We start from the raw sequence: 26,141 nt of genomic DNA, 5'->3' as shown, positions 1-26,141 counted from the left end.
CATGACCGACGACCTCGTCATCCCCCATCACGAATACCTGATCACGGCGATCCGGGCGCAGGGTGCGGGCGGCCAGAACATCAACAAGGTGTCCAATGCCGTGCACCTGCGCTATGACGTGCATGCCTCCTCGCTCGCGCCTGACCACAAGGAACGCCTGCTGGCGCTGCACGACCACCGCATCACGCGCGACGGCGTGGTGGTGATCAAGGCGCAGCAGTTCCGCAGCCTCGACCAGAACCGCGACGAAGCGGTGCGGCGGCTGCACGAACTGGTGCGCAGCGTGGCCGCGCCGCCGCGCGTGCGCCGGCCCACGCGGCCGACGCTGGCCTCGCGCCGGCGCCGGCTGGAATCCAAGAGCCAGCGCAGTCAGGTCAAGGTGCTGCGGGGCCGGGTGGTCGACTAGCGCCGCAGCAGTCCGGCTTCAGGTCCCGGTCTTGAATGCCGCGAGCGCCGGCACGTTGTCGCCGGCATCCGCCTGCGGCGGCTCGAAGCGCGCGCCCGGGCGCCGGTAAGCCGGAAAGAAGCCATCCAGGTCATCCAGCGTGGCTTTGTCGCCGCCGGACAGCGCCACGTACCGGTCGGGGTCCACCACCAGGCGCTGGGTCCGGTACACATGCGTATCGTGCGAAAAGCCGCGCTTGAACTCATACAGGGAGTCTTTGGCCGAACCCAGCCCGCCGCCCAGGTGCAGGTAGTGCAGGCCGTTGGTGCGGCCCCATTCGCGCGCGGCATGGATCACAGTCTTGGTCGGCTGGAGGTGGCGGTACGCCCAGTCCCAGGCGGACAGGTGATATTGCATGATGCCCGTCCCCCGGGCCACGGTGAACAGCGCCGCGCCGATCATGCAGCCGTCTTCCTCGGCCACGAACAGCAGCAGGTCGTCGCCCAGCGCGCGCACCAGGGTGCGGTAGTACTGCGCGTCGAAGAAGTAGTAGGGCAACGCGCCCAAGCGCGCCATGGTCGCGTTGTACAGCGCGATAAAGCGCGGCAGCATGGCGAAATCTCGGTCCAGGCGTGCGCTCACGCCCGCGCGCCGGGCGCGGTTGATGCCCAGCCTGTGGCGCGCCTGCGTTTCGTGCCATAGCTGCTCGGCACTCTTGGTCAGGTCGACGGATACCGTCTCGCCCTGATCCACCACCAGCCCGAGGCGGCTGTTCCAGTCGGCATTGAGCAGTGGGTGCAGGCGGATAAACCACGACACGCAGCCGCACTCGCGCAGCAGCGCGAGCGCCGCGCCCAGTGCCTCCTCGGCAAAGCCGGCCGGGACATCGGTGCTCAACACCGGGCCGCCGTAGCCATAGGCCGAGGTGGCATCCCAGCTGCCGCAGGCAATGGGCCGGCGCACCAGCGGAACCAGCAACTCGTGGGCGCCGTCACGCACCAGTACCGCGGCGGCGCTGCCGTGGTCGCTGCGCTCGGCGGCAGTATGCCAGCCAGGCGTGTGGTAGCAATCATGGCGACATCGCGCCAGCGTGTCGCGCCACACGGGGCTTGTCGGTTCCAGCACGCTCGATCGCATCGAAAACTCCCTGTCAGGTAGCCGGCGCCGCGCCAGTGTCAGGCCGCGGCGCCGGGGGCATTGCTTGCCCCGGGCTTCAGCGCGCGGATTGCAGCGCGGCAATGCGCTGCTCAATGGGCGGATGGCTCGAGAACAGCGCCAGCCACGACTTGCCGCCGGCGATGCCCATCGCCTGCATGTTCTGCGGCAGGCCGTCCGGGTCCAGGCCGCCGAGGCGGCGCAGCGCCGACACCATCGGCGTGGGCGAACCCATCAGGCCGGCCGCGCCGGCGTCGGCGCGGAATTCGCGGTGGCGCGAGAACCAGGCCACGATGATGCTGGCCAGGATGCCGAACACGATTTCGCAGACGACCACCGTGACCATGTAGCCGATGCCCGGCCCGCTCGACTCCTCGTCACTCTTGCGCAACATCGAGTCGACGAAGTAGCCGACCACGCGCGCCAGGAAGATCACGAACGTGTTGACCACGCCCTGGATCAGCGTCAGCGTCACCATGTCGCCATTGGCCACGTGCGCCACCTCGTGCGCCAGCACCGCTTCGACTTCGTCGTGCGACATCGACTGCAGCAGGCCGGTGGACACCGCCACCAACGAGCTGTTCTTGGTCGCGCCGGTGGCGAAGGCGTTGGGTTCGCCGTCGTAGATGGCCACTTCAGGCATGGGCAGGCCGGAGCGCTGCGCCAGCTTCTCGACGGTCTGCACCAGCCACAGCTCGGTGCTGGTGCTGGGGTGGGTAATGACCTGCGCGCCGGTGGACCACTTGGCGATGGTCTTGGACATCAGCAGCGAGATAAAGGCGCCGCCGAAGCCCATCAGCGCGGCGAACGCGAGCAGGGTGCCCAGGTTCAGGCCGTTGGCGGTCAGGTAGCGATTCACGCCCAGCACGCTGGCGGTGAAGCTGAGGACGAGCATGACGGCGAGGTTGGTCGCCAGGAAAAGTAATACGCGTTTCATGAGTATGTGGTGGAGCAGTACGACGGAAAAACGCGGACGAGCCGCAGGCGCGCGCCGCTCGTGGGGCACGGCACACAAGAACGGGCGAGCGCGGGCAAGGCCGCGCCGGGGGCATCAGGCGCGCGGCGGACGCGGCTGCAGCGGCAGGTCCGGGTCGGGCAGCGGGGCGCCGGCATAGCGCGGCGGCCCGGCGCGACCGGACGAGGCCGCTAGACGCAATGGAGCCGCCGGCAGGAGCTGCTCGGCGAGATCGGCACCGGGCTGCAGCTGCGGCTCGGCGGTTTCAGACGACGGTGATGGCTGGCCCGCGGCGGCATCTGGGCTGCCGGCATCGGCGATGGTTGGCTCGGCCGGCGTATCGGCGGCGGACGCCACGTCGTGCGCGACCGTAGCCGTCCAGCCCGGCAGGGGCAGGAAGGCCAGCATCATGACCAGCAGGAGGAGCCGGATTGAGCGCACGCGAGGACAGTATGTCAGTAAACGTTCAAGGAATTCTACAGGATGCGGGATGGCGCCGGCGCCCCGCGTGAGGCATAGCACACCATGTGCAACGGATTGCCTGTGGGGCTCCCCACCTGCCGCAAACGTGCGCCAGCATGCTGGGTGCAAGCGTTGCCAGACTGTCCTACACTAGGGCTAACCCTGTAGTGGTTACAGGGATTTGCTGCCCAGGATCACAAACCATGCGCATTGGCGAACTCTCCCGTACCAGCGGCTGCGACGTCGAAACCATCCGCTACTACGAGCGCGAAGGGCTGCTCGACGCGCCCCGGCGCGAGGCCAACGGCTATCGCCGCTATGACGACGGCCACTTGGTCCAGCTGAATTTCGTGCGCCACTGCCGCTCGCTCGGCATGGGCCTGTCGGATGTGCGGCGGCTGCGCGAGTTCGAGCGCAATCCGTCGCAGGACTGCGACGACATCAATACGCTGCTGGACCGCCAGATCGCGCAGATCCATGCGCAGCGGGTGGCGCTGGAGGCGCTGGAAGGGCAGTTGCGCGCGCTGCGCGAGACCTGCCACCACCACCAGCCCGCCAGTGAATGCGGCATCCTGCAGAACCTGCAGCAGGCCGCCGCCGGCGCGGCCTGCGAATGCCATGCGGGCGCGCACGAGGCCGCGCCTGCTGCCAACGGGTGACGCGCGCAGGCGCGTCGCTGTGCTACGATGGCTGTTCCCGTGATCGCACCACTGCGGTGCACGGGTTCGGGGCAGCGCAGCCAGTGAGCGATGTAGTGAGCAACGACTTACGCGGCTCGCCTGTTCAGGGGACCATCCGCTGCCCCTTATCCAACCTTCTGCATGACCATGACTGATCGCCTGACGCCGATGCCCGATGCGCCTGTCCGCCTGATGCGGACCGGCCGCGCGCACGCATGCGCGATCGCCACGGCCAACATCCTGCCCCAGCGCGCCATGCGCGCGGTCTCTCCCCGCCGGATCAGCGCACCGCCTGATTCCGCCCGGTTCCCAGCCTGATTCGTCTCCCATAAGCGGGGCCCGGGCCGAACCGGGCCCGAGCCAGCGTTTCCGTTGTTGCCGGCAATTGCCGCAAGGCTTTCGCCGATCCGTTGATGTCCGCGCTGCTGCGCGGCACGCCAACCTGCAAGACCTGACCGCCGCCGCCTGCCATGCTGGCCGGGCCGCGCCAACCACCTGACTGCCGGAGGACCCGCCATGACGGCCACCAAAACGAATACCGCCACCCTGTACCTGACCGAACTCGACGTGACCCGCCTGGAGCGCATCGCCAGCCGCGCCGGCTCGGCGCAGCTTGAGGACATGCTCGACAGCCTGCTGGCGCGCGCCACCATCGTCGCGCCCGAAGAGATCCCGACCGACGTGGTCACCATGAACACGCGCCTGGTCTGCAACCTGCCGGGCGAGCAGGCCCCGCGCAACTGGACGCTGGTGTACCCCGACGCGGCCGACTTCGATGCCGGCCGCCTGTCGGTGCTGTCGCCGGTGGGCCAGGCGCTGCTGGGCGCGCGCGCCGGCCAGACCGTCAGCTACCGGCTGCCCGACGGCCGCGAGCAGCAGGTGAGCGTCACCGGGATCGCGTTCCAGCCGGAAGCCAGCGGCCAGTACACGCTTTGACCCGCATCCCGAGCCAAATCCCAGCGGCCTGAGGCGTGCTGCCGGGGCCACGCAGGCGCGTCCCGCGCCGCGTGTGCCCGGCAATCCATCGACACCATTCATCGGCAAGCCAGACGTTTCACGACTCGCAACGCACCATTCGTCGCAGCGGTATTTCTGCTTGCGCGGACTGTGACTAATCTTCAGTCCGTGCTCGCATCGCAACATAGATTGCAGAGCGGCCGGAGTCTCATCCCGGTCCGTAAAAGAAAGAACGACGAAATCAGTTGAAGGAGTCCCAAATGATCGCCAGACGTATCCTTGGCGGCGCGCTCGTGTTCGCGGCGGTCGCCGCGTCCGCTGTGGCGTTGGCTGCCCCCGCTGCCAGCAAGGTTGGCAAGTTTGATGTTTATGCCGATGCGCTGAAGGCCGGCAAGTACGACGTGTATACGGACGGCGCCAAGCAAGGCAAGTTCGATACGTACACGGACGGAGCCCGCACCGGCCGCTTCGACCCGTACTCGGAAGGCTCGCGCCGCGACGGCAAGTTCGACAGCTTCACCGAAGGCTCGCATAGCTTCAGCGGCGAGATCTCGAAGAAGGACAAGTTCGATACCTTCAGCGAAGGTGCGCACACCTTCACCGGTGATATTGCCGATCGTGCGCTCGACAATTCCCGCACGGGTGACGGTTCGCTGTACGGCTATCGCGTCTGATCCTCGCAGGTCTTCCCAAAGACCTCGTGCGGCCACTGCGGTGGCCGCAAGTTTTCTCTCCCGCCTGCCCGGCTGACCTCCTCCTCCTTCTCTCTTCGCCAGGCAGGCGCTTTTCTCTTCCCTCGGCTCGTGACCGCGTCAGCGCGCAGGCATGCCCCTCATGCCGAAGGCGGCTGCGTGGCGGTCGCGTCGTGTCCGGGTTCCGGCTGCGCGCGCGGCAACCTGCGCGCGATCGCGGCATAGAGCAGCGGCACCGCCAGCGTACCCAGCACCGTCGCACCCAGCATGCCGCCCAGCACGCCGGTGCCGACCGCCTGTTGCGCACCCGCGCCCGGGCCGGTGCTGATCGCCAGCGGCACCACGCCCAGCACAAAGGCCAGCGAGGTCATCACCACCGGCCGCAGCCGCTGGCGCGCCGCGCGCGTTGCAGCCTCCACCGCGCCCATGCCCGCACCGCTGCGCCGCAACTGCTCGGCATATTCGACGATCAGGATCGCGTTCTTGGCCGCCAGCCCCATGATCACCACCACGCCCACCTTGAAGTAGACGTCGTTGGGCATGCCGCGCAGCCAGATCGCCGCGGCCGCGCCCATCAGGCCGGTTGGCACGATCGCGATCACCGCCAGCGGCAGGGTCCAGCTTTCATACAGCGCCACCAGGCACAGGAAGATAAACAGCAGCGACAGCGCGAACAGCCACGGCGCCTGCGTGCCGGTCTGCTCCTGTTCGAAGGCGCGCCCGGTCCAGCGCACGTCGTATTCCGGCCCCAGCTCGCGCACCAGTTCGGCCAGCCGCGTCATGGCCGCGCCGGTGGTGTGGCCCGGCGCGACCTCGGCATTGATGCGCACCGAGCTGAAGCCGTCGAAGCGCTCCAGCGTCACCTCGCCGCGCCCCCATTCCAGCGAGGCGAACGCGGCCAGCGACACCATCGCGCCCTGTGCGTTGCGCACGTGCACGCGCGCGAGCTGGTCCGGCCGCATGCGGAAGGGCGCGTCGGCCTGCAGGATCACGCGCCGCACGCGGCCCTCGCGCGCGACTTCATCGATATAGCGCGAGCCCAGCGTGGCCGACAGCGTGTGGTGCACGGTATCGGCATCGACGCCGAAGGCCTCGGCCTTGCGGTAGTCGATCTTCAGGTCCAGCGCGGGCACCGGCTGGCCGGTGGTGGCGCGCACCTCGCCCAGCACCGGGTCCTGCCTGGCGCGCTCAAGCAGCTTGTCGCGCGCGGCGAAAAGCGCCTCGCGCCCCACCGGCTGGCGCGCCACCAGGCGCATGTCCAGGCCGCCGATGCTGCCCAGTTCAGGCAGCGCCGAGCTGTTGTACGCAAACAGCTGCGCCGCGCCGCGGCCCGGCCAGGTTTCCAGCCCGGCCGACAGCCGCGCCAGCACGGCCTGGGCCGTGTGCTTGCGTCCGCGCGCTTTCCAGTCGGTCAGTCCGATAAACAGGCTGGCGCGCTGCTCGCCGCTGCCGCCGCTGGACCAGCCCAGCACGGCAAAGCTCGAATGCACCGGGTAGTGCTGGTCACGCATCCACTGTTCCAGCCCGGCCACCAGCCGGCGCGTGTCGGCCTGCGTGCTGCCGGCGGGCAGCTCGACATCGACCACGATCTCGCCGGTATCCTCTTCCGGCAGGAAGCCGCTGGGCATCTTCCACAAGGCGTAGCCGCATGCCAGCGTCAACGCCAGGTAGACCGCCAGCCAGCGCAGCCGCCTGCGTTGCAGCGCCTGCACCCAGCCGGCATAGCGCCCGGTGAAGGCGGCAAAGCGCGCATCGAACCAGGCCAGCGGCCCGCGCGCCGGCGCCGCGCTGTGGCGCAGCAGGCTGGCGCACATGGCCGGCGCCAGCGTCAGCGCAAAGAACAGCGAGAACGCGATCGATACCGCCAGCGTCACCGCGAAGTGCCGGTAGATCACGCCCACCGCGCTGCCGAAGAATGCCATCGGCACGAACACCGCGCACAACACCAGCGTCACCGCCACCAGCGCGCCCGAGACCTCGCGCATCGAGCGCGCCGCGGCCTGCATCGCGCCCACGCCGTCGGTGCGCATGATGCGCTCGACGTTCTCGACCACCACGATGGCGTCGTCCACCAGGATGCCGATCGCCAGCACCACGCCGAACAGCGTGATCACGTTCAGCGACAGCCCCAGCGCATACAGGCACGCGACCGTGCCCAGCAGCGATACCGGCACCACGATGCACGGGATCAGCGTGGCGCGCAGGTTGCCCAGAAACAGGTACAGGATCAGGAACACCAGCACCGTGGCTTCGACCAGCGTCAGCACCACGCGCGAGATCGACGCCTGCACGAAGCTGGCGCCGTCGTAAGAGATCTCATGGCGCACGTCGCCGGGGAAGCCCTTGCTGGCGGCATCGAGCGCGGCGCGCACGGTGCGCGAGGTCTGCAGCACGTTGGCGCCGTCGGCCAGCTTCAGCCCGATCGACGCGGCGTTGCGCGTGTTCAGCGTGGAGCCGTAGCGGTAGTCGCTGGCGGCCAGCTCCACCCGCGCCACGTCGCGCAGCAGCACGGCCGAGCCGTCGGTGGCCGCGCGCACCACGATGCGCCCGAACGCCTGCGCATCGCTCATCGGCGCGGGCGGGCGCACGATCGCCTGGAACGGCTGGCCCGGCACTGCCGGCGCGGCGCCCAGCTGGCCGGGGGTCACGTTGCCGTTGCGCGCGCGGATGGCGGCCTCGACCTCGGCCGTGGTCAGGTTGAAGGCGTGCAGCTTGTCGGGATCGAACCAGATCCGCAGCGCGTACTCGGCGCCGTATGGCTCGGCCTTGCCGATGCCGGGCAGGCGGCGCAGCAGCGGCAGCATCGAGCCCGCGGCAAAGTCGCCCAGCGCGGTCTCGTCCAGCTGCCCGCTGTCGGACACCAGCGACACGTACATGAAGGCGCTGCTGCTAGCCTGGTCGACATAGACGCCGCCGCGGCGCACCGCCTCGGGCAGCAAGGGCTCGGCCTGCGCCACGCGGTTGCGCACGTTGACCTGCGCCAGCTGCGGGTCGGTGCCCTGGCGGAAGCCCAGCGTCACCGTGGCGGTGCCGCCCTCGCTGCTGGAATCCAGGTAGAGCAGGCCGGGGATGCCGTGCATCTGCTGCTCCAGCACCGCCGTGACGCGGTCCTCCACCGTGCGCGCGGACGCACCCGGGTAATCGGCATAGATGATCACCGTGGGCGGCGCCACCGCCGGGTACTGGGCGATGGGGATGCGGTTCAGGGCCACCAGGCCCGCTACCACGGTCAGGATGGCCAGCACCCAGGCAAACGCCGGGCGCTTCAGGAAAAACGACGCCATGTCAGGTCAGGGCTGGCACGGGCGCACGGCAAGTGAAGATCGGCCGTGGCTCCGGTGCGGTTGGAACGGAACGGCTTGGGTGTGGAGACGCCGTAAGGCTTAGCGGCAAGAGGCGTCGAGTCGCGGCAAAGCCGGGCCGATGTTGCTGATGGTGCAGATCTGGCCGCGTGTCGGGTCGCCTGTCGGTCGGGGGGCGCGTGGCCCGCAGACCGGGGCCGGCGTGCACCGCGGCGCTTGCAGGGGTCCTGAGGGGAGAACCCGGCGCTGCGGCAGGAAGGATCGGTGAGGATCGACGCCGGCGACTGGCCGTCGCAATGCGGCCTTGCCGGCGATTATAGACAGGGAACAAAGTCCGGGCAACGCAAACATCACATTGCCGGCAGCCTTCCGACGTCGGGGGTGGAGCCTGCGCTTACAGGTCGCGCGAGGCGAAGGTATCGCATTTGCGGATATCGCCGGACTCGATGCCGCGGCGCAGCCAGCGCACGCGCTGCTCGCTGGAGCCGTGGGTAAAGGCCTCCGGCACGACATAGCCCTGCGACTGGCGCTGCAGCCGGTCGTCGCCGATCGCGGCGGCGGCCTTCAGGCCTTCTTCGATATCGCCGGGCTCCAGCAGCTGCTGGTTGGCGCGCTGTGCGGTGGCGGCCCAGACACCCGCCAGGCAGTCGGCCTGCAGTTCCATGCGCACCGAGAGCTGGTTGGCCTGCGCCTCGCCCATGCGGCGGCGCGCGCCGTCGACCTTGTCCGATACGCCCAGCAGGTTCTGCACATGGTGGCCGATCTCGTGCGCGATCACATAGGCCTGGGCAAAGTCGCCGCTGGCGCCGAAGCGCTGGCGCAGCTCGTCATAGAAGGCCAGGTCGATATAGACCTTCTGGTCGCCGGGGCAGTAGAACGGGCCCATCGCCGACTGGCCGGTGCCGCACGCCGTGGGCGTGGCGCCCGAGAACAGCACCAGCGTGGGGGGCGCATAGCGGCGGTTCAGCTGGGTTTCAAAGATGTGTTGCCAGGTGCGCTCGGTATTGCCCAGCACCTTGCGCGTGAACACCGTCATCTGATCCGTCGCCGGCGGGCGGTTCGCCTGCTGCTGTTGCTGCTGCGGGCCGGAACCCTGCAGCACCGAGGCGCCCTGCATGATCAGCATCGGGTCGATGCCGAAGAAATAGGACGCCGCCAGCGCGACGATGACCGTGCCGATGCCGATGGTCTTGCCGCCGACACCGCCGAATCCGCCGCGGCGGTCTTCAACGTGCTGGCTTTCGGCTTCGTCATCTAGGCGCATGGGGGGCTCCGGGGGGAGGGGGAATTGCGGGGTGGGAGGATGGCAAGCAGTATAGCAATCCGGTGTCAGCTGCTGTTTTCGGTGCCGGACACCAGGCCCGAATAAAAAAACACCACCCACTCGCCCTGGAGACGGGCAACGCAGGCGGTGTGCGGCAAAACAAAGAAACCGGGTCTGCACCCGGTTCCGTCATGACCTGAACGTTCCGGGACGGGAACGCAAGCAGCGCGGTCAGGCCAAGGCAGCCTCGCGCGCAGCCGGTGCGGTTGCCACCGCGCTGGCGCCAACTTCAGCCACGCGCAGCAGGTTGGTGGTCCCGCCTTGCCCGAACGGCATCCCCGCGGCGATGGTGATCTGGTCGCCCGGCACGGCATAACCTTCGGCCACCGCCGCGCGTGTGGCGGCTTCGACCATTTCATCCACGCTCTGCACATCCGGGCTCACGGTGGAGTGGACGCCCCAGGCAATGGCCAGGCGGCGCGCGATTTCCAGGTTCGGCGTGATGCTGACGATCGGCGCGCACGGCCGCTCGCGCGCGGCGCGCAGCGCGGTGGCGCCCGAGGACGTGTAGGTCACGGTCGCGGCGGCGCCGATGATCTGCGTGACTTCGCGCAGCGCCGCGCAGATTGCATCCTGGCGCGTGTTCAGCGGGGTCTCATGCTGGGCATCGAGCAGGTTGCGGTACAGTGGGTCGCGTTCGACCTCGGTGACGATGCGGTTCATCATCGACACCGCCGGCACCGGGTAGCGTCCGTTGGCCGACTCGGCCGACAGCATCACCGCGTCGGCGCCTTCATAGATGGCGCTGGCCACGTCCGACGCTTCGGCGCGGGTCGGCACCGGCGAGTCGATCATCGATTCCAGCATCTGCGTGGCGATCACCACCGGCTTGCCCAGCTGGCGGCACACGCGCAGGATGCGCTTCTGCACGCCGGGGACGCGCTCGGGCGGCAACTCCACGCCGAGGTCGCCGCGCGCCACCATCACGGAATCGGACACGCGCACGATCTCTTCGAGCTGCTGCAGCGCGGCCGGCTTCTCGATCTTGGACAGGATGCCGGCACGGGTGCCGACGATCTCGCGCGCTTCGACGATGTCGGACGGGCGCTGCACGAACGACAGGCCGATCCAGTCAGCGCCCAGCGACAGCGCGAAGTCCAGGTCCTTGCGGTCCTTCTCGGTCAGCGCGGGGATGGGGATCACGGCGTCGGGCACGTTCACGCCCTTGCGGTCGGACAGCGTGCCGTTGTTGACCACGCGCGTGGTGATGGTGCCGGTGGTCACCGCTTCGATCGACAGGCGTACCTTGCCGTCGTCGATCAGCAGCGACTGGCCCGGCTGCGCGGCGGCGAACAGTTCGGGGTGCGGCAGGTAGACGCGGGTGCCGTCGCCCGGGGTGGGATCGCTGTCGAGCACGAACACATCGCCCGCGCGCACCGCGACCTTGCCGGCGGCGAAGGTGCCGATGCGCAGCTTCGGGCCCTGCAGGTCGGCCAGGATCGCGATCGGGCGGCCGGTCTCGGCCTCGATCTTGCGCACGGCGTCGTAGCGCGCGCGGTGGTCTTCGTGCGTGCCGTGGCTGAAGTTCAGCCGGAACACGTCGGCGCCGGCCTCGAACAGTTCGCGGATCACCGCGATGTCGGTGCTTGCGGGTCCAAGCGTGGCAACGATCTTCGCTTTGCGCTGGCGTCTCATGATGTCTCCTCTTCCATTCTCGGACGGCGCGCCACGTGGCGCGCCGGGTAATGCTGTTCAGGTGAACGACTGCTTCGGTACGGCGATGCTGCGCTGACGACTGCCGGCCTACACAATCAGGATGGCGCGGAAGTCATTGACGTTGGTGCGGGTCGGGCCGGTGACGATCAGGTCGCCCACGCCGGCAAAGAAGCCGTAGCCGTCGTTGTTGTCCAGGTGCGCGCGCGCCGACAGCCCGCGCGCGGTGGCGCGGGTCAGGGTGTCGGGCGACAGCAGCGCGCCGGCGTTGTCCTCGGAGCCGTCGATGCCGTCGGTGTCGCCGGCGATCGCGTGCACGCCGGCCAGACCGTCGAGCGCCACCGCCAGCGCCAGCAGGAACTCGGCATTGCGCCCGCCGCGGCCCTTGCCGCGCACGGTCACGGTGGTCTCGCCGCCGGACAGGATCACGCAGGGCTTGCTGAAGGGCTGGCCGCGCTGCGCCACCTGGCGCGCGATGGCGGCGTGCACTTCGGCCACTTCGCGCGCTTCGCCTTCGATGCAGTCGGACAGGATGTGGGCCTCGTAGCCCAGTTCACGCGCGCGCGCGGCCGCGGCTTCCAGCGATTGCTGCGCGGTGGCCAGCGTCACGTTGCGGTGGCCTTCGAAGCGGGCATCGCCGGGCTTGGGCGTTTCGCCGGCGCCGCTTTCCAGGTGGGTGCGCACGTTGGCGGGGACCTCAATGCCGTACTTGGCGATGACGGCCAGCGCGTCGGCGCAGGTGGTCGCGTCGGGCAGCGTCGGGCCGCTTGCGATCAGGGTCGGGTCATCGCCGGGGATATCGGAAATCAGCAGGGTCTCGACGCGGGCCGGGGCGCAGTGCAGCGCCAGGCGTCCGCCCTTGAGCGCGGACAGGTGCTTGCGCACGCAGTTCATTTCGCCGATGCTGGCGCCGCTCTTGAGCAGCGCCTTGTTCCCGGCCTGCTTGTCGGCCAGCGTCAGGCCCGGCGCGGGCGCGGCCAGCAGCGCGGAGCCGCCGCCGGAAATCAGGCACAGCACCAGGTCGTCGGCGGTCAGGCCCTGCACCAGTTCCACCATGCGTTGCGCGGCGCGCTGGCCGGCTTCGTCGGGAACAGGGTGCGCGGCTTCCACCACTTCAATGCGCTGGCAATCGGCACCATGGCCGTAGCGCGTCACCACCAGGCCCGACAGCTCGCCTTGCCAGTTCGCCTCGACCGCCTGCGCCATCGCGGCAGCGGCCTTGCCGGCGCCGATCACTACCGTGCGGCCCTTGGGCGGCGTGGGCAGGTGCGGCGGCAGGCAGTGGCTGGCGCTGACGGAAGCGACCGCGGTGTCGAACAGGTCGCGCAGCAGCGCGCGCGCGTCGGACTGTGCGAAATGCGCTGCGGCGCGCTGGGGCGAGAGCAGGGCGGCTTGAGGTTCGGTGGCGAGCATGAAAAGTCCTGGTGCTGACGGGGAAAGCTAGTCGTCCCCGCAGGGCGGGGACGACGTGGTTGCTGCTTACTTGGCGATCTGGTGGTTGGACATGATCTCGATCGCGCGGCACAGGGCCGAATGGTCCTGCTTGCCCAGGCCGTTGGCGGCGCAGGTGTTGAACAGCTCCTGCGCGGTGGCGGTGTTGGGCAGTGCCACGCCCAGTGCCTTGGCACCCTGCAGCGCCAGGTTCAGGTCCTTCTGGTGCAGTTCGATGCGGAAACCCGGGTCGAAGGTGCGCTTGACCATGCGCTCGCCGTGCACTTCCAGGATGCGCGAAGCCGCAAAGCCGCCCATCAGCGCCTGACGCACCTTGGCCGGATCGGCGCCGGCCTTGGAGGCGAACAGCAGGGCTTCGGACACGGCCTGGATGTTCAGCGCGACGATGATCTGGTTGGCCACCTTGGTGGTCTGGCCGTCACCGTTGCCACCGACCAGCGTGACGTTCTTGCCCATCAGGTCGAACAGCGGCTTGACCTGGTCATAGGCTTCCTGCGGGCCGCCGACCATGATCGTCAGCGAAGCAGCCTTGGCGCCCACTTCACCGCCCGACACCGGAGCGTCCAGGTACGAGGCGCCCAGCTTGTTGATGCGCGCGGCGAAGTCCTTGGTGGCGATCGGCGAAATCGAGCTCATGTCGACCACGATCTTGCTGTGGCTGGCTTCCTTGCCGGCGGCCTTGAACGCGGCGGCCACGCCCTTTTCGCTGAACAGCACGGCTTCCACGTGCGGGGTGTCCGGCACCATGATGACGATGATGTCGGCACGCTTGGCGACTTCCTCGGCGCTGGTGCAGACGGTCACGCCTGCATCGACCAGCGCTTGCGGGGCCGGGTTGACGTCATGCACGAACAGCGTGTGGCCGGCGGCGCGCAGGTGGCCCGCCATCGGTGCGCCCATGATGCCCAGGCCGATGAAGCCGACGTTGCGTTGGTTTGCCATGTTGATGTCTCCTTGAATGAGATTAAGTCTGTCTTGGTTGGCGTAGGTGGTAACCCGTTACTGCACGCCGTGCTCGGCGCGCCAGCCCAGGCCGGCTTCGGTGGTGGTCTTCGGCTTGTACTCGCAGCCGATCCAGCCGTTGTAGCCGATCTCGTCCAGGAACTTGAACAGGAAGCGGTAGTTCAGCTCGCCGGTCCCCGGTTCATTGCGGCCGGGGTTGTCGGCCAGCTGCACGTGCTTGATCTTCGGCAGGTTGGCCTTGATGGTGTTGGCGATCTCGCCTTCCATCCGCTGCATGTGGTAGATGTCGTACTGCACGTACAGGTTGGGCGCATTGACCTGGTTGATCAGGTCCACCGCCTGCTGCGTGCGCGACAGGAAGAAGCCAGGGATGTCGAAGGTGTTGATCGGCTCGACCAGCAGGTCGATATGCTCGGCGGCGAGCGCGCTGGCGGCGAAGCGCAGGTTTTCCACCAGCGTTTCCTGGGCCTGCTCGCGCTTGACGTTCTGCGGCTGGATGCCGACCAGGCAGTTCAGCTGGCGCACGCCCAGCACCTTGGCGTACTTGATGGCCTCGCCCACGCCGTCCTGGAACTCGCCGACGCGGTCCGGGTGGCAGGCAATGCCGCGCTCGCCCGCTTCCCACTTGCCGGCGGGCAGGTTGTGCAGCACCAGGTCCAGCTGGAAGCGGTTCAGGCGGTCAGCGATCTGGTCCGCGTGGAAGGCATAGGGGAAGAGGAATTCCACGCCGCGGAAGCCCGCGCGCGCGGCGGCTTCGAAGCGGTCGAGGAAACCGACTTCGTTGAACAGCATGGTGAGGTTGGCCGCAAGTTTAGTCATGAGTCTCTCCGGTTTAGTTGTGTTGTCGTTCTGCCGGTGCAGAACCGGTGATGCAGGGGCGCTGGATTTGCGCGGGCCGTAGCCCGCGCTTCCATGTTGGAATGGTGCTGCTTACGCCGTTTCCACTTCTTCCTTCAGGATCGCTTCCTCGATGTCCTCGAGGTCTTCGATCGGCTCGAACTCGTTGACATTGTCGATCTCGGTGCCCATCGCGATATTGGTCACGCGCTCCAGGATCACCTCGACCACCACCGGCACCGAGAACTCGGCCATCAGGTCGCGCGCTTCAGCAAAGGCCGGGGCGATGTCTTCCGGCTTGAACACGCGGATCGCCTTGCAGCCCAGGCCCTCGACCACCTTGACGTGGTCCACGCCGTAGCCGTTCAGTTCTGGCGAGTTGACGTTGTCGAAGGCCAGCTGCACGCAGTAGTCCATCTCGAAGTTGCGCTGCGCCTGGCGGATCAGGCCGAGGTAGGAGTTGTTCACCACCACGTGGATGTACGGCACCTTGAACTGCGCGGCCACGGCCAGCTCTTCGATCATGAACTGGAAGTCGTAGTCGCCCGAGATCGCCACCACATCCGAGTCCGGCGAGGCGGTCTTCACGCCGATCGCGGCCGGGATGGTCCAGCCCAGCGGGCCGGCCTGGCCGCAGTTGATCCAGTGGCGCGGCTCGTTGACCGACAGGAACTGGGCCGCGGCGATCTGCGACAGGCCGATGGTGCTGACATAACGCACGTCGCGCGGGAAGTACTGGTTCATCTCGCGGTACACGCGCTGCGGCTTGACCGGCACGTTGTCGAAATCGCTCTTGCGCTGCATGGTGCGGCGGCGCTTCTGCACGTCGGCCACCCACGACTTGCGGCACGGCAGGCGGCCGGCCATCTTCATTTCGCGGGCAACTTCAACGAACAGTTCCAGCGCGGCCTTGGCGTCCGACACGATGCCCAGGTCCGGGCCGAACACGCGGCCGATCTGGGTCGGCTCGATGTCGACGTGCACGAACTTGCGGCCCTTGGTGTAGACATCGACGCTGCCGGTGTGGCGGTTGGCCCAGCGGTTGCCGATGCCCATCACGAAGTCGGAGGCCAGCAGCGTGGCGTTGCCGTAGCGGTGCGAGGTCTGCAGGCCGACCATGCCGGCTTGCAGCGGGTGGTCGTCGGCCAGCACGCCCCAGCCCATCAGGGTCGGCACCACCGGCACGTTGGCCAGCTCGGCGAATTCGACCAGCAGGTCCGAAGCGTCAGCGTTGATGACGCCGCCGCCGCACACGATCAGCGGGCGCTCGGCCGCGTTCAGCATCGAGATGGCCTTCTCGATCTGGGCGCGCGAGGCGGCCGGCTTGTACGGCTGCAGCGACTGGTAGGTGTCGACATCGAATTCGATCTCGGCCACCTGCACGTCGAACGGCAGGTCGATCAGCACCGGACCCGGGCGGCCCGAACGCATGATGTGGAAGGCTTGCTGGAACACTTGCGGCACCAGGGCCGGCTCGCGCACGGTCACGGCCCACTTGGTCACGGGCTTGGCGATCGATTCGATATCGACGGCCTGGAAGTCTTCCTTGTACAGGCGGGCGCGCGGGGCCTGGCCGGTAATGCAGAGGATGGGGATCGAATCGGCCCAGGCCGAGTACAGGCCGGTGATCATGTCGGTGCCGGCGGGGCCCGAGGTGCCGACGCAGACGCCGATGTTGCCCGGCTCGGCACGGGTGTAGCCTTCGGCCATGTGCGAGGCGCCCTCGACGTGGCGGGCCAGCACGTGGTTGATGTTGCCCGACTTGCGCATTGCCGAGTAGAACGGGTTGATCGCCGCGCCCGGCACGCCGAATGCCGTGGTCACGCCTTCCTTCTCCAGCACGGCGATTGCCGCGTCGATTGCTCTCATCTTTGCCATGATCTTGTCTCCAGTGATGGTGTGAATTCCGTTGGAGTCGATCCTATTCCCGCAGGCGGGGTGGGATAAACAGAAGGGAGATCAGTTGATTCGATACCTGGGGTACGCAATATCGCCTTGGAAGCCAGATCGGACGGTCGGCGGGGGTACGCCGGGGTACGCAATTGGATATGTGGTGTGACGGTGCGGGCACGCAGTGCAGCGGTGGGTACGCGCCCGCGCCGGCCGGCCGCCGCAGCGCAGTGCGGCAAAATGACGGGATTCTTCGCCATCCGGGCCGACCATGTATTCCAGGCTGCCGTCTACCTACGAACTGCTTGAAGCGCTTGCCGCCGTCCCGCCCGGGCCGGCCGCCGACCCTCCGATGCCGGGCGGCCGCCTCGGGCGCGTGCTGTGGGTGGGCTTTATCGCGGCGCTGGCCGCGACCATCCTGAGCGGCGTGGCCCTGGCCGTCTGGCGGCTGTGGCTCAAGCACCCGGTGCCGCCGTGGTCGCTGCGGACCTTCGAGGTGCTGCTGGCCCTGTCGGCCGCCTGCTATGTCGGCGCCGGACTCACGCGCGCCGGCACCGTGCTGGCCAGGCTGCGCCATCCGCTGCGCTGGCAGGCCGCCGAGATGGACCGCCACAGCGCAGCCGAGGATGCGCTGCTGCGCCGGCTGGCGCGCATCCCGCCGCCGCAGCTGCAGGCGCGCCAGCGGCGCGTGGTGTTGCAACTGCGCTTGTGGGAAGGTGCTGCGCGCACCCTGGCAGGGCTGCTGGCACTGGCGCCGGCCGCGGCCGTGGTGGCGGCACTGCCGCGCCAGCAGGCCATGGCCGGGACGCTGCTGTGGCTCTACGGCGTGATGGTGGTGACCGGCGCGGCCTGCTACCTGTACCTGCACGTGCAATGCAGCCGGCCGCTGCGGCGGCTGGCCCATGTGCTGGGCGAAGCGGCCGAGATGAACGCGCAGGTCAGGGCGCGCGCGGCTCCGGCCGCCTGATTCCGCACCGGCTGCGGGTGACGCGACCTGCCCCTGGCAGCGGCCCTGACACAGCCGTATGCGGATGCCGCGATCCTGCCCATCAGCCGCGCAGGGATGCCACATCCCCGGGGATGCCGCACAATGGCGCCCGGGAGACGAATATCCGATGGACAAACTCAAGCAAATCGAAGCCTTTATCGCCGTGGTGGAGCACGGCAGCATGGCGGCCGCGGCGCTCACGCAGAACGTGACGCCGGTGATGATCGGCCGCCGCATCAACGCGCTGGAAGCCCGCATCGGCGTCAAGCTGCTGCACCGGTCCACGCGCCGCATCGCCGTGACCGAGCAGGGCGCGGTGTTCATGGAGCAGTGCAAGAAGGCGCTGGCCGACCTGGACCGCGCCGAGATGCTGATCGCCGAAGGCAAGCACAAGGCCACCGGCCACCTGATCGTTTCGGCACCGGCGGCGTTCGGGCGCAAACACGTGGCACCGCACGCACCGGCGTTCCTCTCGGCCAACCCGGAAGTGCAGATCTCATTCAACCTGACCGACCGCGTGGTCGACCTGGTGCGCGAAGGCTATGACGTCGGCATCCGTATCGGCGGCGCCATCGACCCGAACTTTGTCGCGATCAAGCTGGCCTCGAACAAGCGCGTGGTGTGCGGCACGCCGGCGTACTTCGCCAGGTACGGCGTGCCGCAGACGCTGGACGACCTGGCCCAGCACAACTGCCTGGCGTTCAACCTGCAGGGCGGCCAGCAGCGCGGCTGGTATTTCAGCCAGAACGGCAAGACCGTGACCGTGCGCGTCAACGGCAACCTGGACTGCAACGACGGCGAGCTGCTGCACCGCTGGACCGGCGAGGGCCTGGGCCTGGGCTGGCGCTCGACCTGGGAGATCCTGCCGCAGCTGGAGAGCGGCGAGCTGATCACGGTGCTGGACGAATACGCGCTGCCGGCCTACGACATCCTTGCCGTGTACCCGCAGCAGCGCCCGGTGCCGGCCAAGATCCGTTTCTTCATCGAGCACCTGAAGGCGCAGTTCGCGCGCCCGGGCTACTGGATGGACACGGCGGGCGGCAACTGAGGCCGCCGCCGAGCGCGATGCCGATCACAGCCTGGCTGGCCGACCTGGTGGTCCTCGTGCACGGGCTGTTTATCCTGTTCGTGGTGGCGGGCGGCCTGCTGGTGTTGCGCTGGCCGCGTGTCGCATGGCTGCACCTGCCGGCGGCGGTGTGGGGCGTGCTGATCGAATGGTCCGGCTGGATCTGCCCGCTGACGCCGCTGGAAAACATGCTGCGCCGGGCCGCGGGACAGGCGGGCTACAGCGGCGGTTTTGTCGAGCGCTACCTGTTGCCGCTGATCTATCCGGCCGGGCTCACGCCCGCGGTGCAGCTGTGGCTCGGCGCGGTGGTGCTGGTGGTCAATGTGGTGGCCTATGCGTTGTGGTGGCGCCGCCGGCGAGCCGCGCGGCACCACCACTGAGCGGCTTGCTTCAGCCCGCCGGCTCGAAGCGCGGCGCGCGCTTCTGCATATTGGCCAGCACTGCCTCGCGCTGGTTGGGCGAGCCGACCAGCCGGTCCTGCTCGTCGGACTCGGCCTGCAGGATGAGGGCATTGTCGCCGCGCTCCACCACCGCCATCAGGCGCTTGGCTGCGCGGATCGCATCCGGGTTCTTCTGTGCCACCTGGCGCGCGGCTTCCAGCGCCGCGGCGCGCGGGTCGTCGGCGAGGTAGGTGCCCAGGCCCAGTTCGCAGGCTTCGGTGCCGCTCAGCACGCGCGCGCTGTAGATCAGCTCGCGCAGCACGTCGGGGCGCACCAGGCCGCGCGTGAGCACCATGCCGGCCATGTCGGGCACCAGCCCCCACTTCATTTCCATGACCGACAGCCTGGTATCGGGCGCGACGTAGCGTACGTCAGCGCCCAGCGCCACCTGCAGCCCGCCGCCGAAAGCCACGCCGTGGACCGCGGCGAAGACCGGCACCGGCAGTTCGCGCCAGACCATGCACGCGTACTGCGGGCGATTGGACATGCCGTTGGTACGCTTGCCGAGGCGGCCCGCGCCGATGCTGTCGTTGTGGGATTCGCCGCCACCGTCCGACAACATGCCCGCCATGCGGCCCATGTCCAGCCCCGCGCAGAAGGCACGGCCCTCGCCTGACAGGACCACGGCGCGCAGGTCGGGCATGCGCGCCAGTTGCTCGCCGGTCTCGATCAGTGCGTCGAACATGGCCTGGTCGAGCGCGTTCATCTTGTCGGGGCGGTTCAGGCGGACGTCGGCGACGCCGTCTTCGATGGTGACGAGGATACGTTCGTTGCTGCTGGCGCTCATGCGCTGGCTCCTTGTGATGCGGGTTCTCAACGGCCCTTGAACTGCGGCTTGCGCTTCTCCATGAAGGCGGCTACGCCTTCCTTGCAGTCATCGCTGCGGCTGGCGCGCGACTGCAGCGTGGCTTCCACTTCGAGCTGCGCGGCCAGGTCGTTGTCGAAGCTCTGGTTCAAGGCTTCCTTGATCATGCCGTAGGCCATGGTCGGCATGGTGGCCAGGTGGCGGGCCAGCTTGCCGGCCTCGTCCTGCAGCGCGTCGTCGGCGTGGACCTTCCACACCAGGCCGATGCGCTGTGCTTCCTCGGCATCGATCTTCTCGGCCAGGATGGCCAGTGCGCGGGCGCGCATCTCGCCGGCATAGCGCGGCACGAAGTAGGTGCTGCCGGCGTCCGGGACCAGGCCGATCTTGGAGAATGCCTGCAGGAAGCTGGCCGAGCGGGCCGCCAGCACCACGTCGCCCGCCAGCGCCAGGCTCATGCCGGCACCGGCGGCCACGCCGTTGACAGCGGTGACGACCGGCTTGGGCATCTGGCGCAGCGCCATGATGATCGGGTGGTAACGCTCGCGCAGCAGCGTGCCGGAATCGGAGATGCCATCCTTGCCGCGCGCGGCCAGGTCGGCGCCGGCGCAGAAGCCGCGGCCCGCGCCGGTGATCAGCACGGCGCGCACGCCGGCGTCGCCGGCGGCGCGCTCAACGCCCTCGCGCAGCTCGCGCATCAGGTCGCCGTTCATCGCGTTGAGCACGTCCGGGCGGTTCAGGGTCAGCGTGGCCACGCTTTCGCTGGCTTGATAGAGGACGGATGCCGTCATGGGTGGTTCTCCTTGTTGCTTGGTCGTGGTTCGGTGCGGGTGCGGAAACTTACTGCGGCTTCTTCAGCGCGTCGGCGGAGGCGTCGCCCAGCTTGCTGCCGCCGTCGCAGTCGAGGATGGTGCCGGTGACGTAGTGCGCGTTGTCGCTGCTCAGGTACATCGCGGCATCGGCGATATCGTCCTTGGTGCCGTAGTCGCGCAGCGCCAGGCGGGCCTTGTAGCGCGCCTCCATCTCGGCCGTGGGCGCCAGCCGGGCCATGCCTTCGGTGTCGGCGATCGGGCCGGGCGAGATGCCGTTCACGCGCACGCCGGCCGGGCCCCATTCCATCGCCAGGCACTTGATCAGCATGTTGATGCCGGCCTTGGCGGCGCAGGCATGGGCCTGGAACATCATGGCGTTGACCGCCTGCGGCGCGGTGATCGCGATCAGCGACGCACCCGGCTTGGCCAGGTGGTCGAAGCTGGCGCGGAACACGTTGAAGGTGCCGAGCAGGTCGATATCGACCACAGTCTTGAAGGCATTGGCGGACATGCCGACCACGGGCGCGAGGAAGTTGCCCGCGGCGCCGGAGATCACCACGTCGATCGGCCCCAGTTCGTCCTGGGCGCGCGCGAAGGCCGCTTCCACGGCGGCATAGTCGCGCACGTCGGCGGCCATGCCGATGGCGGTGCCGCCGGCCGCGGTGATGGTGTCGGCGGCGGCCTGGATGCGCTCGGCGGTGCGGCTGATCAGCGCCAGCTTCGCCCCGGCGCGCGCGAAGCCGTGCGCGATGCCGAGGTTGATGCCGGAGGAGGCGCCGGCGACGAATACGGTCTTGCCGGCAAAGGCGTCGGGGCGGAAGGCACTGGGCATGGGAAGTCCTCTCGATCGATGGTCAGGCGATGCGGGCCGCGATCCGGCGTCAGGCAGGACCGTGGCGTTGCGAAATGCAGGGGAGAGCTAGCGCCGGCGGCGTGGCTGCAGCGCAGGTATCGCGCGATGGCGCATGACGGTCTCCATGTTTCTGTTCTGGTGTGCGTCCGCCCCGGATCCTGCGGGGGGCGGCGCCGGCCTCTGGCTCGGGCCTCCGGCATCCTAACCCGAAGCCGGGATTCGATCTCGCGTATTGCCGGCAATGCCGGCCACCGCGGACGCAACAATGGCGGCGCCGGGAATGCCTTCCAGGCGCTGCAACTAGCTGGCGGGAAAGGAAAAAACGGGTGCGGGACTGCGTCGCGGCCAAGCGGCGGGACAGGGCGCCATTCCGCAGCGCAAAACCCAGTCCTCAGAAAAAAGAAAGCCCGCACACCGTTGCAGCGTGCGGGCAGCCTTCCGACGATGAGGTGCCGGAAGGCAGAGTGCTCATGAAGTGCGCCCCCGCGTCTTCATGGCGGGGTCAAGTGTGCGCGCGGGCGGCAGTGGCCGCTTTGACTCACGTCAAGCAGACGCCTACGCGAGCAGCGCGGTCACCAGGTCCTTGCCGCGCGACACCGGCGCGGTTTCCTCGAAATGCAGCGCACCTTCCACGTGGCCGAGGTGGTCCACCATCAGCGTGACGGCCCGCTCGACATCGCCGGCACGGGCGGCCTCGATGAATTCGCGGTGCTCGTCCGACGAGCAGGCCGCGTCGCGGCGCGACTGGTACAGCATGGTGATGACCGCGCTGCGCGTCGACAGCTCGCGCATCATCTCGGTCAGCACGCCGTTGCCGACCACCTCGGCCAGCACGATATGGAAGTCGCCAAGCAGCCGGGTGCGCACCTGCGCATCGCTGCCAGCCAGCGCCTTGCGTTCGGCCGCCAGGTGGCGGTCGATGCGCTTGTAGTCGGCCGGGGTCGCCTTGGCGACGAACTCGCGCGCCAGCGCCGCTTCCAGGATGCGGCGCACCGCGAAGACCTCGCGCGCCTCCTCGGCGCTGGGCTTGGCCACGAAGGCACCCTTGTCGGGCACGATCTGGATGACCTTGTCCTTGGACAGCATCAGCAGCGCCGCGCGCACCTTGGTGCGGCTGACGCGGTAGACACTGGCCAGGGCCTCCTCGCGCAGCTTGGTGCCGGGCGGCAGGCGGTGCGAAACGATGGCCGCGACTATGTCTTCGGCGATCGCTTCGGCGGTCATGTCAGGATCGATATGCTCGGGCATGGCAGCGCACTTGCGCAGGGGCTGCGCGGTTGGGGAGATGCGTGATTCTAGTCTACTGCGGCAGATGAATCGTCCCCGAGGCGCAGTCCAGCGGGGGCGAGCTCATCTGATGCAGTGGACTACCGCCCTGGCACGGCGACCGGAGATCCGGCGTCCACGCCGTCCTCCGCCATCGCGGCCAGACCCGCATCCAGGTCGGTCGCTTCAATGGTGCCGTTGAGCACGCCATGGGCCCGTTCGCGGTCGATATCCTTCTCCCAGGCGGCCACCACCACGGTCGCCACGCAGTTGCCGATCAGGTTGCCCAGTGCACGCGCGATGCCGATGAACCAGTCCACCGACAGCACCAGCACCAGCCCGATGGCGGGAATCGCCGGGTGTGCCGACAGTGTCGCGGCCAGGATCACGATGGCCGAGCCGGGGATGCCGTGCGCGCCCTTGGAGGTGACCAGCGCCACCGCCAGGATGCCGAGCAGGTCGCCCATCGCCAGCGCCGTGTTGGTCGCCTGCGCGATAAAGACCGCGGCCAGCGTCAGGTAGATCGAGAACGCATCGAGGTTGAACGAGTAGCCGGTCGGGATCACCAGGCCCACCACCGACTTCTTGATCCCCATGAACTCCAGCTTCTTCATCACCTGCGGCAGCACGCTGTCGGACGAGGCCGTGCCCAGCACCACCAGCAGCTCGGCGCGCAGGTAGCGGATCAGCTTGATCACCGAGAAGCCGCACACGCGCATGATCGTGCCCAGCACCAACAGCACGAAGATGATCACCGCGCCGTAGAACAGGAATACCAGGAAGCCCAGCTGCTTGAGCGAGCCGATGCCGTACTTGCCCACGGTGAAGGCCACCGCGCCCAGCACGCCCAGCGGCGCCAGCTTGATGATGAAGCCCATCATCTTGAACAGCGTGTGCGAGAAGGTGTCGATCAGCCTGACCAGCGGCCGGCCCGGCTCGCCCACCAGCGACAGCGCGCAGCCGAACAGGATCGACACCAGCAGCACCTGCAGCACGTCGCCGTTGGCAAAGGCGCCGAACACGGTATTGGGGATCAGCTTGAGCAGGAAGTCGACCGTGCCCTGGTCCTTCACCTTGGTCGCGTTGTCGATAAATCCGGCGATGGCCGACGCATCGAGCGAACGCGGGTCGACATTCATGCCGACGCCGGGCTGGAACACATAGGCCAGCAGGATGCCAAGCGCCAGCGCGATGGTGGTGACGATCTCGAAGTACACCACCGCCTTGATGCCGACGCGGCCGACCTTCTTCAGCTCGCCGGCGCCGCAGATGCCGGCCACCACCACGCAGAACACGATCGGGCCGATCAGCATCTTGATCAGCTTGATAAAGGCATCGCCAAGCGGCTTGAGCTTGGCGGCGAATTCAGGGAATGCCAAGCCGAGTGCGGTGCCAATCACCAGGGCAATCAGCACCTGGCCAAACAGCGAACGGGTGAAGCGGATATGCAAACGGGGCTGGGGGGCGCCGGGGCGGGGCTGCGAGGGAACTGCATGCTGCATGGTTGTCTCCGTACCGGGCCGGTCCGGCGCCTGTCCATTGGCTGGCGCTGGCTGGCCCATCTGATCCAGGAATCACCGGCGGCCCCGTACTGCTCTACTGGCGGGTGGCTGCCGGCCTTACGTTCCGTGCGGGGCTTCCGGGTCGGGAGCGCGCCACTTCGCGGACAGCCCCCCTGTTGAGGCGGAATCCACGCAATCGCCTGTCCGGACCGGATTGTCCGAGGCAAATTGTCTGAACGTGGAAGCGAATATAGTGCATATCATTTTTGTATGCAATTTTTGAATTCACTGTGCTAACATGAATCGCACAGAATAGAGCTTCGGCCCGGGCGCCACGCCCGCGCCGGCAGGCCTTGCGGCAGACGCCGGCGGGCCTTGCCGGACCACCCGCCGCGGCGTTCACGCACTTCCAGCAGGAGACAACGCATGGCAGCAAATCCGTCGCCGTCCGCCGCAGAGACTGGCACGCGCATCATGGCCTGGGCCGACGCCCTGGCCGTCCACACCGAGCAGCCCGGCATGCTCACCCGTACCTACCTGACCGAGGCCCACCACGGCGCCGCCGCGCAGCTGACCGAATGGATGCAGCAGGCCGGCATGACGGTGCGGCGCGACGCCGCCGGCAACGTGATCGGCCGCTATGAGGGCACCACGCCCGACGCGCCCGCGCTGCTGACCGGTTCGCACTTCGACACCGTGCGCGACGGCGGCCGCTATGACGGCAACCTCGGCGTGATCCTGCCGACCGCGTGCGTGGCCGAATGGAACCGCCAGGGCAAGCGCTTCCCGTTTGCGATCGAGGTGGTCGGCTTTGCCGAGGAAGAGGGCGTGCGCTTCAAGGCCACGCTGCTGGGCAGCCGCGCCATCGCCGGGACCTTCGACAACAACGTGCTCGACAACGTCGACGACTCCGGCAAGACCATGCGTGAAGTGATGCGCGAGGCCGGTTTCGACGCCGCTGCCTTGCCCGCCGCCAAGCATGACCCCAGCAAGGTCGCGGCCTTCATCGAAGTCCATATCGAACAAGGTCCGGTGCTGCTCAATGAAAACCTGCCGGTGGGCGTGGTGACCGCCATCTCCGGCGCCACCCGCTTTATCGTCGAGCTCGAAGGCCTGGCCGGCCACGCCGGCACGGTGCCGATGGACATGCGCCGCGACGCCGCCATGGCCGGGGCCGAGATCGGCCTGTATATCGAGAAGCGCTGCGGCGGCAAGCCGGGCCTGGTCGGCACGGTCGGCCAGTTCAACGTGCCCAACGGCGCCGCCAACGTGGTGCCGGGCCGCGCCGTGTTCTCCATCGACATCCGCGCCGGCGCTGACGCCGAGCGCGAGGCCGCCGTCAACGACGTGCTGGCCGAGATCGAGCGCGTGTGCGCGCGCCGCAACGTGCGCACGCAGGTGCGCAAGACCCATGAGGCGAAGAGCGTTCCCTGCGCCCCGTGGCTGCAAGAGCAATGGGCCGCCGCGATTGCCCGCGAGGGCGTGCCGGTGCGCCACCTGCCGTCGGGCGCCGGCCACGACGCCATGGCCATTGCCGCCATCGCCGACGTCGCCATGCTGTTCGTGCGCTGCGGCAACGGCGGCATCAGCCACCATCCCACCGAAACCATGACCGCCGAGGACGCCGCCCTGTCCGCGCGCGTGTTCAGCGATTTCGTCGAGCACTTCCGCCTGCCGCAGTAAGCCAGCGCAGATTCCCCGGAAC

At 68.4% G+C, this 26,141-nt stretch carries 23 protein-coding genes; 8 read left to right on the top strand and 15 right to left on the bottom strand.

What is annotated here, in order from left to right; all coding sequences use genetic code 11:
* The first annotated feature begins 1 nt into the window (after position 1).
* Positions 2–406, top strand: a complete 405-nt coding sequence (gene arfB, locus AC3WLE_RS13940; protein WP_492320051.1) for an alternative ribosome rescue aminoacyl-tRNA hydrolase ArfB — start codon at positions 2–4, stop codon at positions 404–406.
* A gap of 18 nt (positions 407–424) precedes the next feature.
* On the opposite strand, the gene AC3WLE_RS13935 is transcribed toward arfB, so the two are convergent.
* The 3 genes from AC3WLE_RS13935 to AC3WLE_RS13925 form a co-directional block, all read right to left on the bottom strand.
* Positions 425–1,510, bottom strand: coding sequence for a GNAT family N-acetyltransferase (locus AC3WLE_RS13935; RefSeq protein ID WP_492320050.1), 1,086 nt, complete (start codon positions 1,508–1,510; stop codon positions 425–427).
* A gap of 88 nt (positions 1,511–1,598) precedes the next feature.
* Complete coding sequence (gene htpX / locus AC3WLE_RS13930; protein ID WP_492320049.1) at positions 1,599–2,477, bottom strand: protease HtpX; 879 nt, start codon at positions 2,475–2,477, stop codon at positions 1,599–1,601.
* Positions 2,478–2,591: 114 nt separating this feature from the next.
* On the bottom strand, positions 2,592–2,906 hold the full coding sequence (locus tag AC3WLE_RS13925; RefSeq protein WP_492320048.1) for a hypothetical protein: 315 nt from the start codon (positions 2,904–2,906) through the stop codon (positions 2,592–2,594).
* Positions 2,907–3,160: 254 nt separating this feature from the next.
* Here AC3WLE_RS13925 and AC3WLE_RS13920 point away from each other — a divergent pair, with 254 nt between their 5' ends.
* The 3 genes from AC3WLE_RS13920 to AC3WLE_RS13910 all read left to right on the top strand — a co-directional run bounded on the left by AC3WLE_RS13920 (position 3,161) and on the right by AC3WLE_RS13910 (position 5,268).
* Entirely contained in the window at positions 3,161–3,616 is a 456-nt protein-coding gene (locus AC3WLE_RS13920; protein ID WP_492357119.1) for a Cd(II)/Pb(II)-responsive transcriptional regulator, read from the top strand.
* A 537-nt stretch (positions 3,617–4,153) separates the two neighbouring features.
* A complete protein-coding gene (rnk, locus tag AC3WLE_RS13915; RefSeq protein ID WP_492320047.1) occupies positions 4,154–4,573 on the top strand; it encodes a nucleoside diphosphate kinase regulator in 420 nt (139 codons plus the stop codon).
* A gap of 281 nt (positions 4,574–4,854) precedes the next feature.
* The gene (locus AC3WLE_RS13910; RefSeq protein ID WP_010812154.1) at positions 4,855–5,268 is read left to right on the top strand and encodes a hypothetical protein; all 414 of its coding nucleotides are present in this window, start codon (positions 4,855–4,857) and stop codon (positions 5,266–5,268) included.
* A 158-nt stretch (positions 5,269–5,426) separates the two neighbouring features.
* Here the strand turns inward: AC3WLE_RS13910 and AC3WLE_RS13905 are convergent, their stop codons facing one another.
* From AC3WLE_RS13905 to gcl, 7 genes are all read right to left on the bottom strand, one after another.
* The gene (locus tag AC3WLE_RS13905; protein WP_492352498.1) at positions 5,427–8,570 is read right to left on the bottom strand and encodes a multidrug efflux RND transporter permease subunit; all 3,144 of its coding nucleotides are present in this window, start codon (positions 8,568–8,570) and stop codon (positions 5,427–5,429) included.
* Positions 8,571–8,982: 412 nt separating this feature from the next.
* On the bottom strand, positions 8,983–9,852 hold the full coding sequence (gene ypfJ, locus AC3WLE_RS13900; protein ID WP_492320045.1) for a KPN_02809 family neutral zinc metallopeptidase: 870 nt from the start codon (positions 9,850–9,852) through the stop codon (positions 8,983–8,985).
* Positions 9,853–10,083: 231 nt separating this feature from the next.
* Positions 10,084–11,547: a pyruvate kinase gene (gene pyk / locus AC3WLE_RS13895; RefSeq protein WP_492353347.1), complete on the bottom strand. Its 1,464-nt coding sequence runs from the start codon at positions 11,545–11,547 to the stop codon at positions 10,084–10,086.
* A 108-nt stretch (positions 11,548–11,655) separates the two neighbouring features.
* Entirely contained in the window at positions 11,656–12,978 is a 1,323-nt protein-coding gene (locus AC3WLE_RS13890; RefSeq protein WP_492357567.1) for a glycerate kinase type-2 family protein, read from the bottom strand.
* Between the two features lie 66 nt (positions 12,979–13,044).
* Positions 13,045–13,959: a 2-hydroxy-3-oxopropionate reductase gene (gene glxR, locus AC3WLE_RS13885; RefSeq protein ID WP_010812149.1), complete on the bottom strand. Its 915-nt coding sequence runs from the start codon at positions 13,957–13,959 to the stop codon at positions 13,045–13,047.
* A gap of 57 nt (positions 13,960–14,016) precedes the next feature.
* Positions 14,017–14,799, bottom strand: a complete 783-nt coding sequence (gene hyi / locus AC3WLE_RS13880; RefSeq protein WP_010812148.1) for a hydroxypyruvate isomerase — start codon at positions 14,797–14,799, stop codon at positions 14,017–14,019.
* 111 nt (positions 14,800–14,910) lie between these two features.
* Complete coding sequence (gene gcl, locus AC3WLE_RS13875; RefSeq protein WP_492357568.1) at positions 14,911–16,695, bottom strand: glyoxylate carboligase; 1,785 nt, start codon at positions 16,693–16,695, stop codon at positions 14,911–14,913.
* A 283-nt stretch (positions 16,696–16,978) separates the two neighbouring features.
* Between gcl and AC3WLE_RS13870 the strand changes: the two genes are divergently transcribed.
* From AC3WLE_RS13870 to AC3WLE_RS13860, 3 genes are all read left to right on the top strand, one after another.
* A complete protein-coding gene (locus AC3WLE_RS13870; protein WP_492320044.1) occupies positions 16,979–17,674 on the top strand; it encodes a hypothetical protein in 696 nt (231 codons plus the stop codon).
* Between the two features lie 148 nt (positions 17,675–17,822).
* Positions 17,823–18,743, top strand: a complete 921-nt coding sequence (locus tag AC3WLE_RS13865) for a LysR family transcriptional regulator (protein ID WP_010812145.1) — start codon at positions 17,823–17,825, stop codon at positions 18,741–18,743.
* A gap of 17 nt (positions 18,744–18,760) precedes the next feature.
* Positions 18,761–19,141: a DUF2784 domain-containing protein gene (locus tag AC3WLE_RS13860; RefSeq protein WP_492357569.1), complete on the top strand. Its 381-nt coding sequence runs from the start codon at positions 18,761–18,763 to the stop codon at positions 19,139–19,141.
* 10 nt (positions 19,142–19,151) lie between these two features.
* Here AC3WLE_RS13860 and AC3WLE_RS13855 read toward each other — a convergent pair whose 3' ends face one another.
* The 5 genes from AC3WLE_RS13855 to AC3WLE_RS13835 all read right to left on the bottom strand — a co-directional run bounded on the left by AC3WLE_RS13855 (position 19,152) and on the right by AC3WLE_RS13835 (position 24,436).
* A complete protein-coding gene (locus AC3WLE_RS13855) occupies positions 19,152–19,988 on the bottom strand; it encodes a crotonase/enoyl-CoA hydratase family protein (RefSeq protein WP_492320042.1) in 837 nt (278 codons plus the stop codon).
* 26 nt (positions 19,989–20,014) lie between these two features.
* Positions 20,015–20,794 (bottom strand): enoyl-CoA hydratase-related protein, encoded by a 780-nt coding sequence (locus AC3WLE_RS13850; protein ID WP_492320041.1) that lies wholly within the window; start codon positions 20,792–20,794, stop codon positions 20,015–20,017.
* Between the two features lie 49 nt (positions 20,795–20,843).
* On the bottom strand, positions 20,844–21,647 hold the full coding sequence (locus AC3WLE_RS13845) for an SDR family oxidoreductase (RefSeq protein WP_492320040.1): 804 nt from the start codon (positions 21,645–21,647) through the stop codon (positions 20,844–20,846).
* 576 nt (positions 21,648–22,223) lie between these two features.
* Positions 22,224–22,916, bottom strand: a complete 693-nt coding sequence (locus AC3WLE_RS13840; protein ID WP_492320039.1) for a GntR family transcriptional regulator — start codon at positions 22,914–22,916, stop codon at positions 22,224–22,226.
* Positions 22,917–23,035: 119 nt separating this feature from the next.
* Positions 23,036–24,436 (bottom strand): C4-dicarboxylate transporter DctA, encoded by a 1,401-nt coding sequence (locus AC3WLE_RS13835; protein ID WP_492363579.1) that lies wholly within the window; start codon positions 24,434–24,436, stop codon positions 23,036–23,038.
* 426 nt (positions 24,437–24,862) lie between these two features.
* On the opposite strand from AC3WLE_RS13835, the gene AC3WLE_RS13830 reads away from it, so the two are divergent.
* Positions 24,863–26,119, top strand: a complete 1,257-nt coding sequence (locus tag AC3WLE_RS13830; protein WP_492357374.1) for an allantoate amidohydrolase — start codon at positions 24,863–24,865, stop codon at positions 26,117–26,119.
* Positions 26,120–26,141 lie beyond the last annotated feature (22 nt).

The sequence above is a fragment of the Cupriavidus sp. FW306-1B-F12B genome, assembly GCF_058781795.1.
The sequence above is the reverse complement of the archived record's forward strand: the minus strand, read 5'-3'. Positions and strand labels throughout refer to the sequence as shown.